The sequence below is a fragment of the Flavobacterium cryoconiti genome, assembly GCF_048158645.1.
Taxonomy (GTDB): domain Bacteria; phylum Bacteroidota; class Bacteroidia; order Flavobacteriales; family Flavobacteriaceae; genus Flavobacterium; species Flavobacterium cryoconiti.
The window spans coordinates 43,055-58,822 of the sequence record NZ_JBLNKW010000007.1; the positions used below are offsets into that span (position 1 = coordinate 43,055).

The 15,768-nt window shown below is 33.5% G+C and carries 15 protein-coding genes; 9 read left to right on the top strand and 6 right to left on the bottom strand.

Translation table 11 applies throughout. The annotated features are described in order from the left end of the window. The first annotated feature begins 189 nt into the window (after positions 1-189). Positions 190-612 carry a hypothetical protein gene (locus ACM55H_RS11105; RefSeq protein WP_416836553.1) on the top strand — a complete coding sequence of 141 codons (423 nt, stop codon included), beginning with the start codon at positions 190-192 and terminating at the stop codon, positions 610-612. Between the two features lie 247 nt (positions 613-859). After that, positions 860-2,344: an aminopeptidase P N-terminal domain-containing protein gene (locus ACM55H_RS11110; protein WP_416836554.1), complete on the top strand. Its 1,485-nt coding sequence runs from the start codon at positions 860-862 to the stop codon at positions 2,342-2,344. Positions 2,345-2,410: 66 nt separating this feature from the next. Here ACM55H_RS11110 and ACM55H_RS11115 read toward each other — a convergent pair whose 3' ends face one another. Continuing rightward, positions 2,411-3,148, bottom strand: coding sequence for a Dph6-related ATP pyrophosphatase (locus ACM55H_RS11115; protein ID WP_416836555.1), 738 nt, complete (start codon positions 3,146-3,148; stop codon positions 2,411-2,413). Positions 3,149-3,252: 104 nt separating this feature from the next. Here ACM55H_RS11115 and ACM55H_RS11120 point away from each other — a divergent pair, with 104 nt between their 5' ends. Then, positions 3,253-5,316, top strand: a complete 2,064-nt coding sequence (locus ACM55H_RS11120) for a M1 family metallopeptidase (protein WP_416836557.1) — start codon at positions 3,253-3,255, stop codon at positions 5,314-5,316. Between the two features lie 113 nt (positions 5,317-5,429). Here ACM55H_RS11120 and ACM55H_RS11125 read toward each other — a convergent pair whose 3' ends face one another. Continuing rightward, positions 5,430-5,951, bottom strand: coding sequence for a DUF7935 family protein (locus ACM55H_RS11125; protein ID WP_416836558.1), 522 nt, complete (start codon positions 5,949-5,951; stop codon positions 5,430-5,432). A 131-nt stretch (positions 5,952-6,082) separates the two neighbouring features. Here ACM55H_RS11125 and ACM55H_RS11130 point away from each other — a divergent pair, with 131 nt between their 5' ends. The 3 genes from ACM55H_RS11130 to ACM55H_RS11140 all read left to right on the top strand — a co-directional run bounded on the left by ACM55H_RS11130 (position 6,083) and on the right by ACM55H_RS11140 (position 10,007). Further along, a complete protein-coding gene (locus tag ACM55H_RS11130; protein ID WP_416836559.1) occupies positions 6,083-6,850 on the top strand; it encodes a sulfite exporter TauE/SafE family protein in 768 nt (255 codons plus the stop codon). 119 nt (positions 6,851-6,969) lie between these two features. Further along, positions 6,970-9,306 carry an ATP-dependent helicase gene (locus ACM55H_RS11135; RefSeq protein ID WP_416836560.1) on the top strand — a complete coding sequence of 779 codons (2,337 nt, stop codon included), beginning with the start codon at positions 6,970-6,972 and terminating at the stop codon, positions 9,304-9,306. Positions 9,307-9,386: 80 nt separating this feature from the next. Continuing rightward, positions 9,387-10,007: an L-threonylcarbamoyladenylate synthase gene (locus tag ACM55H_RS11140; RefSeq protein WP_416836561.1), complete on the top strand. Its 621-nt coding sequence runs from the start codon at positions 9,387-9,389 to the stop codon at positions 10,005-10,007. A gap of 114 nt (positions 10,008-10,121) precedes the next feature. Here ACM55H_RS11140 and ACM55H_RS11145 read toward each other — a convergent pair whose 3' ends face one another. The 3 genes from ACM55H_RS11145 to ACM55H_RS11155 all read right to left on the bottom strand — a co-directional run bounded on the left by ACM55H_RS11145 (position 10,122) and on the right by ACM55H_RS11155 (position 12,479). After that, on the bottom strand, positions 10,122-10,955 hold the full coding sequence (locus ACM55H_RS11145; protein WP_416836562.1) for an OmpA/MotB family protein: 834 nt from the start codon (positions 10,953-10,955) through the stop codon (positions 10,122-10,124). A gap of 74 nt (positions 10,956-11,029) precedes the next feature. Then, a complete protein-coding gene (locus tag ACM55H_RS11150) occupies positions 11,030-12,016 on the bottom strand; it encodes a glycosyltransferase family 2 protein (protein ID WP_416836563.1) in 987 nt (328 codons plus the stop codon). 13 nt (positions 12,017-12,029) lie between these two features. Further along, complete coding sequence (locus ACM55H_RS11155; RefSeq protein WP_416836564.1) at positions 12,030-12,479, bottom strand: type I restriction enzyme HsdR N-terminal domain-containing protein; 450 nt, start codon at positions 12,477-12,479, stop codon at positions 12,030-12,032. Between the two features lie 91 nt (positions 12,480-12,570). On the opposite strand from ACM55H_RS11155, the gene holA reads away from it, so the two are divergent. The 3 genes from holA to ettA all read left to right on the top strand — a co-directional run bounded on the left by holA (position 12,571) and on the right by ettA (position 15,568). Continuing rightward, positions 12,571-13,575, top strand: coding sequence for a DNA polymerase III subunit delta (holA, locus tag ACM55H_RS11160; RefSeq protein ID WP_416836565.1), 1,005 nt, complete (start codon positions 12,571-12,573; stop codon positions 13,573-13,575). A gap of 73 nt (positions 13,576-13,648) precedes the next feature. After that, a complete protein-coding gene (locus tag ACM55H_RS11165) occupies positions 13,649-13,831 on the top strand; it encodes a CAL67264 family membrane protein (protein ID WP_039108177.1) in 183 nt (60 codons plus the stop codon). Positions 13,832-13,873: 42 nt separating this feature from the next. After that, positions 13,874-15,568: an energy-dependent translational throttle protein EttA gene (ettA, locus tag ACM55H_RS11170; protein WP_039108176.1), complete on the top strand. Its 1,695-nt coding sequence runs from the start codon at positions 13,874-13,876 to the stop codon at positions 15,566-15,568. Positions 15,569-15,635: 67 nt separating this feature from the next. On the opposite strand, the gene ACM55H_RS11175 is transcribed toward ettA, so the two are convergent. After that, complete coding sequence (locus ACM55H_RS11175) at positions 15,636-15,761, bottom strand: hypothetical protein (RefSeq protein WP_291247331.1); 126 nt, start codon at positions 15,759-15,761, stop codon at positions 15,636-15,638. Between the last annotated feature and the right edge of the window lie 7 nt (positions 15,762-15,768).

The window sequence follows — 15,768 nt, forward strand, 5'->3', positions numbered from 1 at the left end:
GACAAAAAAATAAGCCGCAGATTCGCAGATTTTTAAAATCAGTGAATCTGCGGCTATTCATTTATACGTAACAATGAGCCAATAAATGATACCAATTTAAAACCTTTTTGACTTTAGAAGAAAAAATTATAATTTGACGCAACCTTTTATAGTTATTGTTATCTAACTAATAGTTGTAAAAACGGATGTATGAAACAAGCTATAATTCTTATTGCTTTCCTTTCTATTTTTAATTCCTGTTCAAAGGATACCTTAGTAACGGATAGTATGGGTTATTATGGAAAATGGACTTTGGTAAAAATGTCCGGTTCTATTCCTAATTCTGAAACGACGGGTGCAGCAATGGATTGGCAAGAATTTTATTTGTTCAACACTAATGGAACATTCACAAAATCCAGAGAAAGAAATGGGATTAAAACAACCATTTCTGGGACTTACGTCGCTACAATTAATCAAGACGGAATGTATTTAGAATTGACTTATCCCAATGATAGCGAGATTATAGGAAACTGTTACGGAAATCAAAAAGAGATACTTTATTTTACGGATAATAACAACTTGTCAAATACTTGGAAAAGCTGTGATGGACCCGGATTAGAATACAAAAAGTAAATTATAAGTGCAGGTTACAACATTTTTCATAAGATTTGGTTAGGGTTAATTCTAGGATTATGTGGCACTTCTGAAAAGAGTACTCGAAGTTTTTTAACTTTTGTGTGCTCTTTTTCTATTTTCAGACTAAAATAACAAACAATTCTGAATGAAAAAGTTATATAATAAACACAAAATTATTTATATTTACTCCTAATTAACAATACAGAAACGTAGCTGTAGCATTTAAAACCTAACTTATAAACAGATGACTTTTAGACTTTCTTTTATTCTTACAGTACTTTTTGTCTGTACTTCAATTGCTCAAAATGGAACTCCAAACGATTATTTATCGGCTCAATTTCACAAAGAACGAAGAGAAGCTTTGCGTAAAAAAATGCCAAATAATAGTGTGGCTGTATTTTTTGGAAATCCTGTTCGAAACCGAGCTAATGACGTTGATTATGTGTACCATCAAGATCCTGATTTTTATTACTTAACCGGATACAAAGAACCGAATTGTGTTTTAGTAGTTTTTTCAAATAATCAAACGGATAAAGACGGAAAAACCTATAATGAAATGCTTTACGTTCAGGAAAAAAATCCAAAAGCGGAGCAGTGGACCGGAATACGTTTAGGAACTGAAGGGGCTAAAAAAGATTTAGGTTTTGAGGTAGCGCTAAACGGGAAAGAGTTTCTCAGCTCTGGGATTGATTATATGGGTTTTAACAATGTGCTATTTAAGGAATTTGAAAATGATAGTCGAAATTCAAAACGGGATAAAGCCGATTTATACAAATTGATTGAAGCTTTTAAAACTCAAATTGGATATGATGTAAAAACAGAAAAACAAGCCGATTCTAATTTGCAAAATGAAATTAATACTAAAAAAAGTATTACTGCAAAAAAAGCGAATACCGATACCAAATCGATTACAACTTTCATGGCGAGTTTGCGTGAGAAAAAATCCAAAGAAGAAATGGTTTTGCTCACCAAAGCAGTACGAATTTCGGCAATGGGACAACGTGAAATTATGAAAGCGATGCATCCGGGAATGTCTGAAAGTGAAATACAAGGTGTACATGAATTTGTGTATAAAAAGTATGGTAGTGAGTTTGAAGGCTATCCATCAATCGTGGGAGCCGGAAATAATGGTTGTGTATTGCATTATATTGAAAACAGCAAAATGAAAGTGGAAAATGATTTAGTTCTAATGGATTTGGGAGCTGAATATCACGGATACAGTGCGGATGTTACCCGAACTATTCCTGCGAACGGAAAATTCTCTACCGAGCAAAAACTAATTTATGATTTAGTCTATGATGCTCAAGAAGCAGGAATTGCCACTGCAAAAATTGGAAACAGCATCAGTGCTCCAGATGTGGCGGCACGTAAAATAATCAGTGATGGTTTAGTTAAATTAGGAATTATTAAAACAGCAGATGAATCTAGAAAGTATTTCCCGCATGGAACTTCCCATCATATTGGATTAGATGTGCATGATCCAGGTTTGTATAATAATTTTGAAGAAAATATGGTACTCACAGTAGAACCCGGAATTTATATCCCTAACGGAAGCGATTGCGATAAAAAATGGTGGGGAATCGCCGTGCGAATCGAAGACGATATTTTAATTACAGCTAATGGTCCTGTTAATTTATCTGGAGAAGCACCAAGGAAATCAAATGAAATTGAAGCGCTTATGAAAGAAAAAAGTGTTTTTGATAGTTTTTCTTTACCAAAATTGGATTAAAAACTTCTTTATAATTCTCAATAAAAAACTCCGTTATCTCATGACTTCGGAGTTTTTTATTTAGAATTATTTAGTGACTAAATCACAGTACCAAAACCCGAAATCAAACGCATCGGAAGCACTCGTGTCGCAAGCGGTATTAATGGAATCTTGTTCTTTTGGCTTTTCGTATTTTCTGTACACAACTTCGCCAATTTCAAAATTTATGGGTTTTGAAAAAATTGGTCCGTCAAAAGTGAACGTATGAAACTCGCCATTTTCACCACAAACATCTACGTTTTCTGGTAAATCGTTGATAAAATCCTGATCGATAACACGACCCACAAAGCTTTTGTCTAAAAAGCGTTCGTTTACACAAACGACAATCGTTTTGAATCCTAAACTTATAAATTCCTGAATTAAATCCAGTGTTGGGATTTTCCAAAGCGGGAAAACGCCTTCGAAACCTATTTCAGCTAATTTATCTTCTCGGTATTTGCGTAAATCTTCCAGAAATATATCTCCAAAAATAGAATGTGTAACGCCTTGGTCTTTTAGTTTTGCCAATGTTTCCTGCATGACTTTTTCATAGACTTCCATTGTGGGCATTTCAGGAATTTGCATGATTTCAAGTGGTAATCCAATACTTTTGGCTTGTTGTTCCAATAATTCCACCCGAACACCATGCATGGAAATACGTTGGAACTGCTGGTTTACGCTGGTAAGCAAACATGTAATTTCGAATTCTGAATTTTGGAATGTTTTGTATAAGGCAAGCGCAGAATCTTTTCCGCTGCTCCAATTAAATAGGGCTTTCTTTTTCAATGGGATTTTCTTGAGGTTTTCTGGGGGTAAACTTACAAAATTTGTACTATTAGTTTGGCAAACCTTTGTAACTTTGGAAATCTCAGTTTTAACCTTTGTAATCAATGAAATACCTTTTCTTCCTACTATCTGCCATAACATTCGCCCAGCAAACCCAGTCGGTAGATTTTAAAATTGTTCAAGGACAAATAACAATTAATGCTAAAGATAAATCGGTAAGCGGAACAATTAGTTATTGGTTTGATGTTTTAAAACCAGTAGATACCATAAAAATTGACGCGCAAAATATGGATTTTTCAGATGTAGAATTGAATCAAAAAGAAATTCAATTTACTACTAATGGAAAGCAAATTTTACTGATGTCAGCTTTCAAAAAAGGAACAAATAATATTAGTTTTAATTATGTTGCCAAACCAAAGCAAACCTTGTATTTTGTAGGTTCTGAAGAGAATGATAATGTGCAAATTTGGACACAGGGACAAGGAAAAAATACCAGTAATTGGTTACCAAGTTTTGATGATGTGAATGAGAAAGTAATTTTTAGTTTAGAAGTCGTTGTTGATTCCAAATACCAAGTGATTTCTAACGGAATCTTAAAAAGCAAAGTGAATAACAATTCGATGACATATTGGAGATTCAACATGCAAAAACCGATGAGTTCTTATTTACTGATGCTTGCAATAGGGAAATTTGAAAAACAAATGCAAAAATCAAAATCTGGAATTCCTTTAGAAATGTACTATGAGTCCAAAGACAAATTTAAATTTGAGCCAACGTATCGTTATTCAAAGCAATTATTTGATTTTTTAGAAAAGGAAATAGGAGTGAAGTATCCTTGGGGAATTTATAAACAAGCTCCTGTTCGTGATTTTTTGTATGCCGGAATGGAAAATACTTCGGCAACTTTATTCTCCACGCGATATGTGGTTGATTCAACAGGTTTTGAAGACCGAAGCTATACGAATGTCAATGCACATGAATTAGCACATCAATGGTTTGGTAATTTAGTCACTGCCGAAAGTAGCAAGCACCATTGGCTTCAGGAAGGTTTTGCAACCTATTATGCTTTATTGGCTGAAAAGGAAATTTACGGCGAAGATTATTTTTATTCCAAATTATATGAATCAGCGCAACAATTAAAGTTTGCTTCCAGAACCGATACAATTCCAGTTTTGAACGCAAAAGCCAGTTCGTTGACTTTCTATCAAAAAGGCGCTTGGGCATTGCATGTTTTACACGAAGCAATAGGCGATAAAGCTTTTAAAAAAGCAGTAAAATGCTATTTGAAAAACCATTCGTTTCAGACCGTAAATACGCAAGACTTCTTTACTGAAATCAAGAAAGTGTCACATTATGATTTGAATAAATTTAGTAAAGTATGGCTTGAAACAACTAGTTTTAATACACAACAGGCTAATATTTTATTGAATAAAAATAAATCAATTCAGGTATTGTTTGAAGTAGAAAAATTAAAAAATAAATCCTTGTCGGAGAAAGAAGTTTTTTTCGCTAAAATACTACAATCTGATGTTTTTTTTACGGTTAAAGAAGCAATAGTCAATCAATTGAAACTAGAAAAATTTGAAGATAAAGTGACTCTTTTAAGTTTAGCTTTGGAAACTAAAAACATAAAAGTACGTCAAGCGGTTGCAGCATCACTAAATGAAATTCCGGAAAGGTTTAGATTGCAATATGAAACTTTACTGGATGATAAATCCTATCAAACACAAGAAATAGCATTATATAATTTATGGAATAATTTTCCGGAACAACGCACTCGATATTTAGATAAATCAAAAGAATGGATTGGTTTTAGTGATTATAACCTGCGAACATTATGGTTGTCGTTAGCATTGTCAACACCCAATTATTCAATAAATAAAAAACAATTGATAGATGAATTAATTAATTATTCATCGTCTAATTATGAAGCAACCATTCGTCAAGATGCTTTAGAGAAACTACTTGCTTTTAACATAATCAATGATGAAGTATTGAAAAATTTGATAAAAGCGACAACATATCACATGTGGCAATTTTCGAAATTTGGAAGAGATAACATTAGAAGATTATTGAAGAATGCGACAATGAGAGTTTCTTTTGAAAGAATTCTACCTAGTTTAAATGAAACCGAGCAATTTCAATTGAATCGATTATTAAAAGAATAACGGTTTATATCAATTAAACATAGATTTTTTTAACTTACATGGACTTATATTCTTTATTTGATTAGTATTTATAACCATATAAGAAATATAAGTCCATGTAAGAAATGGTATTCCTACCACAATTGTCCTACTTCGTTTTTAATGTAAGCCAAAGCCGCATTACTTGGAGATTGTTTTTCCATTAAATCATTCAAAAGCACTTCACGCAATTTATCAGCGCTATCCACACGGTCGCTCATATTTGCCTTACGAATCATTTGAATGGTAGCATTTTTAGCTGTCACAATAATGGTCCAACATTCATCAGACATATAAATTTGTTGTGTCAAATTATGCTCAAATTCCTGTTCGATTTGTGTAATTATAAGATTTTCATAATCATTTTTATCTTGTGAAAGAGGAGCAATTCGAATCAATAATTTTGTAGGATTGATGCGTTCCATGTACAGCGTCATGCGCTCAAAAGCTTGTAAACGTAAGGGTAAAGCGTTTTTTTGTGCTTCTTTGTTTAATAAATAACGGCGTCTTCCTTCCTCGTTTTTGGTATGAAGATCAAAAAAATAATAGGCCACAACCCCTGTAACAACTGCCGGTAAAGTATAACTTAGTAATTCTATGATTGGTATTGATTCCATTTTGATTTTAAGATTTATTAAAGCAAAAATATACTTTTTTGATTATAAATCAACTTGATTTTATTAGCAATAAATCAATTCGAATAGTATTTTTACCATTTATACCCGAATATTTAATCTCGATTATTAGAATGGAAACGTACGTGTTAGTTTTACTTTGTTTAGTCGCTTTTGCCGCAGGATTTATAGATGCTATTGTAGGTGGCGGCGGACTGATACAAACACCTATGGGGTTGATATTATTGCCTAATTTGCCAGTTTCAACAGTTATTGGAACCTTAAAAGTTCCTGCATTTAGCGGTACCTCTTTTGCGGCTTATCAATATCTTAAAAAGGTAGATATGAACTGGAAATTGCTTGGGATTATGATGCTGTTAGCTTTTCCTTCGGCATTTTTAGGCTCAACATTATTGACGTACGTGAGTAATGATTTCATGAAGCCATTATTGCTGGTTGTTCTTTCGTTTTTAGTGGTTTATACTTACGCAAAGAAGAATTTTGGGCAACATATTGAAAAGACTCATTCTCCCAGGACACAAATCTTAAATGCTATTACAATCAGTTTTATAGTGGGTTTGTATGATGGATTTATTGGTCCTGGAACAGGTAGTTTTTTAGTAGTGGCGTTTATTGCTATTATGGGGTTTGATTTTTTGCACGCTTCCGCAAATGCTAAAATGGTAAATTTGTCGACTAACTTTGGTTCCATTTGTCTCTTTATTTTGAAAGGCAAAATTATTTGGGCAATAGCAATACCAATGGCTGCCAGTAATGCTTTTGGCGGATGGATTGGGGCAAAACTAGCTATAAACAAAGGGAATAGTTTTATTCGGATTTTCTTTTTGGTTGTTGTAATCGGAACATTAATCCGATTTGCCTACGATGTGTTTTTCAAATAATAAATACAAGAATATCTTATTAAAATGAATAGCAAAATGAATTAGCCAATTGTTGTTTTTTGGTACTTAAAACCTCATTCAAAATCGCTATTTTTGCATAATATAATTTAAAAATTTCCATGCATAAATATATCGATCAACTTAACGAAGCGCAACGCGAACCCGTTTTACAAAAAGACGGTCCTATGATAATTATTGCAGGAGCAGGTTCTGGTAAAACGCGGGTGTTGACCATAAGAATTGCTTATTTGATGAATCAGGGAGTAGATGCGTTCAGTATTTTGTCTTTGACTTTTACCAACAAAGCAGCTCGAGAAATGAAAAAACGTATCTCTGATATTGTGGGTGCCGGCGAAGCTAAAAATCTTTGGATGGGTACCTTTCACTCGGTTTTTGCGCGAATTCTTCGTTCAGAAGCGGAACATTTAGGCTATCCTTCGAATTTTACTATATATGATTCTCAAGATTCACTTCGTGCCATTTCTGGAATTATTAAGGAAATGCAATTGGACAGAGATGTATACAAACCAAAACAGGTTTTAAGCAGGATTTCCAATTTCAAAAATAGTTTGATTACGGTTAAAGCCTATTTCAATGATCTTGATTTGCAAGAAGCCGATGCTATGTCAAAAAAACCTCGAATGGGGGAAATTTATCAAAATTATGTAGATCGATGTTTCAAAGCAGGAGCAATGGATTTTGATGATTTACTATTGAAAACTAATGAGTTGTTAACTCGTTTCCCGGAAGTTTTGGCTAAATATCAAAACCGTTTCCGCTATATATTGGTGGATGAGTACCAAGATACTAATCATTCCCAATATTTGATTGTTAGAGCGTTGTCTGATAAATTTCAGAATATCTGTGTAGTTGGTGATGATGCGCAAAGTATCTATGCGTTTCGTGGTGCCAATATCAATAACATCCTGAATTTCCAGAAAGATTATGAAGGGGTGAAAACCTTTCGATTGGAACAGAATTATCGTTCGACAAAAAATATTGTAGAAGCGGCGAATACCATCATCGATAAAAATAAAGTCAAGCTTGATAAAATAGTTTGGACAGCCAATGATTTTGGTCCAAAAATTAAAGTACACCGCAGTTTAACCGATAACGAAGAAGGCCGATTTGTTGCCAGTACCATTTGGGAGCAAAAAATGCAAAACCAGCTAAATAATGGTGCTTTTGCTATTTTGTATCGTACCAATGCACAATCTCGTGCGATGGAAGATGCATTGAGAAAAAGAGATATTCCATACCGAATTTATGGCGGACTTTCATTTTATCAAAGGAAAGAAGTTAAGGACGTATTGTGCTATTTACGATTGGTTATCAATCCAAAAGATGAAGAAGCCTTAGTGCGAGTAATCAATTATCCTGCTCGTGGAATTGGGAATACTACTATCGAGAAGTTAACCATTGCCGCCAATCATTACAAGCGTTCGATATTTGAGGTGATGCAGAATATTGAAAAAATCGACTTGAAACTGAATTCGGGAACTAAACAAAAACTACTTGATTTTGTAACTATGATTCAAAGTTTTCAAGCCATAAATGAAAACCAGGATGCTTTCTATCTTGCTGATCACGTTTCAAAAAAAACGGGATTGGTTCAAGAATTAAAGAAAGATGCGACTCCAGAGGGAATGGCTAAAATCCAGAATATTGAGGAATTATTAAACGGTATCAAGGATTTTACTGAGGGTCAAAAAGAAGTTGATGGCGCCAGAGGTGCATTATCTGAGTTTATGGAGGATGTGGCCTTAGCGACGGATTTAGATAAAGATACCAGTGATGAAGATCGTGTAGCATTGATGACGATTCACTTAGCCAAAGGATTGGAATTTCCTCATGTTTTCGTGGTAGGAATGGAAGAGGATTTATTTCCGAGTGCTATGAGTATGAGTACCAGGAGTGAACTGGAAGAAGAACGTCGGTTGTTTTATGTAGCTTTAACAAGAGCAGAACATCAAGCCTATTTGACGTACGCACAATCCCGTTACCGTTGGGGAAAATTAACGGATAGTGAACCTTCGCGTTTTATTGAAGAAATAGACAGTCAGTATTTAGAATATATGACACCTCCTGAAAATAATTACCGTTATAAACCAATGATTGATAGTGATATTTTTGGTGATGTAGATAAATCCAAATTGCGTTTAGCAAAACCAATAGGAAGTACGCCTCCAAAACAGGTTACAGATAACGAACCCAAATCGGATATAAATATTCGTAAATTGAAACCAGTTACTAGTAATGCAGCTGCTTCCGGGAGTGCTAATTTATTTGATAATAAACTGGTTGCAGGAAATGTGGTTATGCACGAGCGCTTTGGAAAAGGACAAGTAGTCAACTTGGAAGGTGTTGGTGCTGATAAAAAAGCTGAAATCAAGTTTGAAGTGGGGGGAATAAAGAAATTGTTATTGCGGTTTGCAAAACTGGATATTATAGGATAAAATTTGTTTTAAGTTTAAGGTTTAAAGTTGTCTGTCAGAAGAACTTTAAACCTTAAATATTTTAACTTTAAATTAAAAAAATGGCTCAATTTATAAAAATATACGCAGACAAACCTAACGAAGCGGCAATTGCTAAAGTAGTTAAAGTTCTTAAAGATGGCGGTTTAGTAATTTATCCAACAGATACCGTTTACGGATTGGGCTGCGATATTACGAATACCAAAGCACTGGAACGTATCGCTAAGATAAAAGGAATTAAACTAGATAAAGCTAATTTCTCTTTCATTTGCCATGATTTGAGTAATATATCTGATTATGTGAAGCAAATTGATACCGCTACTTTTAAATTATTAAAAAGAGCTTTGCCTGGACCTTATACCTTTATTTTACCAGGAAATAATAACTTACCAAAAGAATTCAAAAAGAAAACTACAGTTGGTATTAGGGTTCCTGATAATTCGATTGCACTTGAAATTGTACGCCAATTAGGTAATCCAATTGTTTCCACTTCGATTCATGATGATGATGATGTAATAGAATATACCACAGATCCAGAGCTCATTTTCGAGAAATGGCAAAACCTTGTTGATGTTGTTATCGATGGTGGTTATGGAGACAATATAGGTTCTACTATTATTGATTTATCAGGTGATGAGCCTATTGTAGTGAGAGAAGGAAAAGGAAGTTTAGATATTTTGTAAACGAGTGTTTAGATTTCAGATTAGGAATGTTAAACATCTTCTTGAAAATTTGTATAAAAAAAACGTCTTGATTTCTCAAGACGTTTTTTTTATTTCTGTAATCTGACTGCTTTCTTATTGTTTTTGTTTTTTCATTTCTTTTTCAATCATATCGTAGAACTGATCGATTTTTGGTAGTACAACAATACGAGTTCTTCTGTTACGGGCTCTGTTTTCAGCAGAATCATTAGCAACTAAAGGAACATAAGAACTTCTTCCTGCTGCAATTAATTGTTCTGGTTTAACACCTAATTGATTCGTCAATACACGGATTATAGAAGTAGAACGTTTCACACTTAAATCCCAGTTGTCCAATAAAATTCCTGAACCATTGTAAGGTACATTATCAGTATGTCCTTCAACCATGCATTCAAAATCAGGTTTGTCATTAACAACTTTAGCTACTTTAGCTAAAACTCCTTTTGCTCTGTCTGTTACATCATAACTTCCAGTTTTAAATAACAATTTGTCTGCAATAGAGATAAATACAACTCCTTTTTCAACATTTATTTCGATATCCGGGTCAGAAATTCCAACAGCACTTTTTAAACTAGTTACAACAGCAAGAGTAACACTGTCTTTTTTAGTTAAAGCATCTTGCATTCTGCTGATTTTCAAATCTTTTTCTTTGATAGATTCTAAAGCTTTCTCAATATTTTCAGCCCCTTTAGTGGTTAATACAGTCATGTCTTTAGACGTATTAATCAGTGTTTGATTGTGTTCTTTTAAACCGGCTACAGTAGCTGAAAGTCCCGCTTTTTCTTCCAAGCAAGAATTTAATTTTACGGTAGCAGAATTCAATAAATCTTGGGTTTCTTTGTTTCTGGCTTCTAAGTCAGTGTATTTCTTTTTAGAAACACAAGAAGTTAAAAGAGCCAATACTGATAAGGCAATTACTATTTTTCTCATAATTTTTTTTTAAAGATTTGATTTGTAAATTTAGTTTTTAAATGTTAGAAGTTATACATAAATTAATGTTAAAATTATTTTGCAAAAACCTTGCTATTGTTGATGTAATAGGAACAAACGATGCTTTTTGTATTGTAGTATTTTTTCGATTGAAATTTATCTCTTTTTTTTAAATTACTTAAAAACAATAGATAAAATGAACCATGTGCCTTTAATATCGCTAAAAAATGATTGAGTTTTCCTTTAGAAAGAAATTGTAATCCGGCAATTCCATCCAGAATCATCCTGCAAAATAGAATCCAGTACAATTTATTTTTAGGTAAATTTTTAGTCAACATTAATAAGGAATTTCTAAAATTCAAATACGTTTTTTTTGGATTTCCTTGTTGCAAAGTGGCTCCGCCAACATGATAAACAATAGATTCCGAATTGTATTTTATTTTGTATCCTTTATTGGTTGCACGCCAGCATAAATCAATTTCTTCCTGATGGGCAAAAAAATCGGCATCAAAACCTTTTAATTCCTTATAAATGGAGCTTCGAATAAAAAAACAAGCTCCAGAAGCCCAAAATATCTCACAATTATCATTGTATTGTCCGTTATCTTTTTCTAAAGTATCAAAAATGCGCCCACGACAATACGGATAACCATATTCATCTATATACCCTCCCGCAGCACCAGCATATTCAAAATATTCTTTACGCTTAAAATCTAATATTTTTGGTTGGATAATAGCTGTTTCCGGTTCGTTTTCGAAAGTTTTAAGAATAGGCTGCAGCCAATTCTTAGTAACTTCAATATCGGAATTGACCAAAGCATAAATCTCGGCATCAATATGTTTCAATGCTTCATTATAACCACCGGCAAAACCTAAATTAGTGTCGTTTTTTACAATTTTGATAGAAGGAAAATTAGCCAATACAAATGAAATGGAATCATCAGTTGATGCATTATCTGCTATATATATAGTGGCTTCGGGTGAATATTGCAGTACCGAAGGCAAAAATCGTTCTAATAATTGTACTCCGTTCCAATTGAGTATGACAACAGCTATTTTCATTTAGATTATTTGATTATTGGATTTCATACATTGGTAATTCAGGTAAAAACTGATATTTTTCATTTTCAAAATCCATTTGACAAAAGTAATGATTCAATCCATTGGTCACCATCAAAAATTGGGCTTTCATCGTCATATTATAACGGGCAATTTGGTCGAAAGTCGTCTGTGCAATTTTTATTTCGGGGGCTTTGCATTCAATTAAAATGAAAATAGAACCATCAGGATTGAAAACAACAACGTCGTATCTTTTGCGCAAGCCATTGACTTTAAGAACTTTTTCTACATTTATTAATGATTTTGGATATTTTTTTTCTTCCAATAAAAACTGGACTACATGTTGACGAACCCATTCTTCGGGAGTAAGAATGATAAATTTTTTCCTTATTTCATCAAAAATGGAGACTTTATTTTCGCTATTTTTGAACCGAAAGTTATAAAGTTGAAAATTTAGTTTTTGCATAAAGCAAAAGTATTAAATAAGTTTAAAGTTTGAAGTTTAAAGTTTCATTCGAAGCAACAAACTTTAAACTTCAAACTTTAAACAAAAAGAAATGGACGAGGTTGTAAAAATTGTAAATGATATAAAAAGCGGCAACATCAAACCCATCTATTTTTTGATGGGAGAAGAACCATATTATATTGACAAATTATCTGATTATATTGAAGAAAAGGTATTAACCGAAGAAGAAAAGGGCTTTAATCAAACCGTTTTATATGGAAGAGATGTATCGATAGAAGATATTGTTTCAACAGCAAAACGGTATCCAATGATGGCAGAGCGCCAAGTTGTGATTGTAAAAGAAGCACAAGATTTGATTCGGACGATTGATAAATTGGAAAGTTATGCAGAAAACCCAATGCCTTCAACCGTTTTGGTTTTTTGTTACAAATATAAAACGTTGGATAAACGTAAAAAATTGACAAAGCTATTAGCGAAGCATGGCGTCGTTTATGAAAGTAAAAAATTATACGAAAACCAAGTAGGCGAGTGGATTAAACGCGTTTTAGCAGGAAAAAAATATTCGATTGAACCTAAAGCAAATGCCATGTTAGTGGAATTTCTTGGAACGGATTTGAGCAAAATAAACAATGAACTCGAAAAACTACAAATTATCTTGCCTGTTGGAAGTACAATAACTCCAAAGCATATTGAGGAAAATATAGGTTTCAGTAAAGATTTTAATGTATTTGAATTGCGAAAAGCGCTTGGAGAACGAAACCAACTAAAAGCTTATACGATTGCCGAAAATTTTGCCCAAAATCCAAAAGACAATCCTATGGTAGTGACAACGAGCTTGGTGTTTGGTTTTTTTATCCAATTACTAAAATACCATGGGTTAAAAGACAAGAATCCTAAAAATGTTGCAGCGGTATTAGGCGTAAATCCTTTTTTTTTGAAAGAATATGATGTGGCTTTGAAGAATTATCCCATGAAAAAAGTGAGTCAAATAGTTGGAGCTTTAAGAGATATTGATGTAAAAAGTAAAGGTGTTGGCGCAAATGCGTTGTCACAATCCGATTTGTTAAGAGAAATGCTTTATAAAATATTTAATTAAAGGGTAAAAATTTCCGATATTTGCACTCCAATTCCAAGACTTCGGGATTGGGATTAAAATAAATACCACAATTATGGGAATGAATAAAAACACTGTCTTAGGATGGGCTACACTAATAATGATTCTTATGGGATTACTCTTAATAGGATTAGGAGCTTTCAGATATAGCGATGTTTCCGGATGGGGATTTGCAGCAGTAGGTGTTGGCTTTTTGGCTAATGCATGGGTGTTCAGTTCACTTAAAGGAAGATTATAAAAATAATTTTAATGTTGAATTTAAATTTTTAAATTAAAAATAATGGCAGACGATAAAAAAGTAATATTCTCAATGTCAAAATTGAGTAAAACGTATCAAGGAGCAGATAAACCAGTACTTAAAAACATCTATTTGAGTTTCTTTTACGGAGCTAAAATTGGTATTTTGGGTTTAAATGGTTCTGGAAAATCTTCTTTATTAAAAATTATTGCAGGTGTTGATAAAAACTACCAAGGCGATGTAGTTTTTGCACCAGGTTATACGGTTGGTTATTTAGAACAAGAGCCTATTTTAGATGATAGTAAAACGGTTATTGAGATTGTAAGAGAAGGAGTTGCTGAAACAATGGCCGTATTAGACGAATTCAATAAAATCAACGACAGCTTTGGTCTCCCAGAGGTTTACGAAGATGCCGATAAAATGGAAAAATTGATGGACCGACAAGCGTTATTACAAGATAAAATTGATGCACTTGGAGCTTGGGAAATCGATACTAAATTAGAAATAGCTATGGATGCATTACGTACTCCGGATGCTGACACTCCAATTAAAAATCTTTCTGGTGGTGAACGTCGTCGTGTGGCTTTATGTCGTTTGTTGTTACAACAACCTGACGTTTTGCTTTTGGATGAGCCTACGAATCACTTGGATGCTGAAAGTGTACTTTGGTTAGAACAACATTTAGCTCAATATGCTGGAACAGTTATCGCTGTAACTCACGATAGATACTTCTTGGATAATGTTGCAGGTTGGATTTTAGAGTTAGATAGAGGAGAAGGTATTCCTTGGAAAGGAAACTACTCTTCTTGGTTAGATCAAAAATCAAGTAGAATGGCATTAGAAGAAAAAGTAGCTTCTAAGCGTAGAAAAAACTTAGAACGGGAGTTGGATTGGGTTCGTCAAGGAGCCAAAGGTCGTCAAACAAAACAAAAAGCACGTTTGCAGAATTACGATAAATTGCTAAATGAAGATCAAAAAGCATTAGATGAAAATCTTGAAATCTATATTCCAAACGGACCTCGTTTAGGAACCAATGTAATTGAAGCCAAAGGTGTTGCGAAAGCCTATGGAGATAAATTACTGTATGATAATTTGAACTTTACATTGCCTCAAGCTGGAATTGTTGGTATTATCGGGCCAAACGGGGCTGGTAAATCAACAATTTTCAGAATGATTATGGGTGAAGAAAAACCTGATGCAGGGGAGTTTGCCATAGGAGAAACAGTGAAAATTGCATATGTCGATCAAGCGCATTCTAATATTAATCCTGATAAATCAATTTGGGAAAACTTTTGTGATGGTCAGGAATTGATTATGATGGGTGGAAGACAGGTAAATTCCAGAGCTTATTTAAGCCGATTTAATTTTGGAGGAAGCGATCAAAACAAAAAAGTATCCACACTTTCAGGAGGTGAACGCAACCGTTTGCATCTTGCTATGACTTTGAAAGAAGAAGGAAATGTTCTTTTATTGGATGAGCCTACGAATGATTTGGACATTAATACGCTTCGTGCATTAGAAGAAGGTTTGGAAAATTTTGCAGGTTGTGCGGTAGTAATTTCTCACGACAGATGGTTCTTAGACAGAATTTGTACGCACATTTTAGCTTTTGAAGGAAATTCTGAAGTGTATTATTTTGAAGGTGGTTTCTCTGAATATGAAGAAAATAAGAAGAAACGTTTGGGTGGTGATTTAACTCCGAAACGTTTGAAATACAGAAAATTAATCAGAAGTTAATACTTTTCGAATATCGTTAATATCATCAAGAGGATGTCCTATAAAGGTATCCTCTTTTTTTGTGCTATTATTTCTTTTTATCAGAATTCATCATAATTAAAACAGCGGCAACTAATCCTATTATCACCAAACCGAATACGACAATCATTATAAATGAACCGTTATCCCAAGAAAAAAGTGATGTGTCTTTCATAATTCAA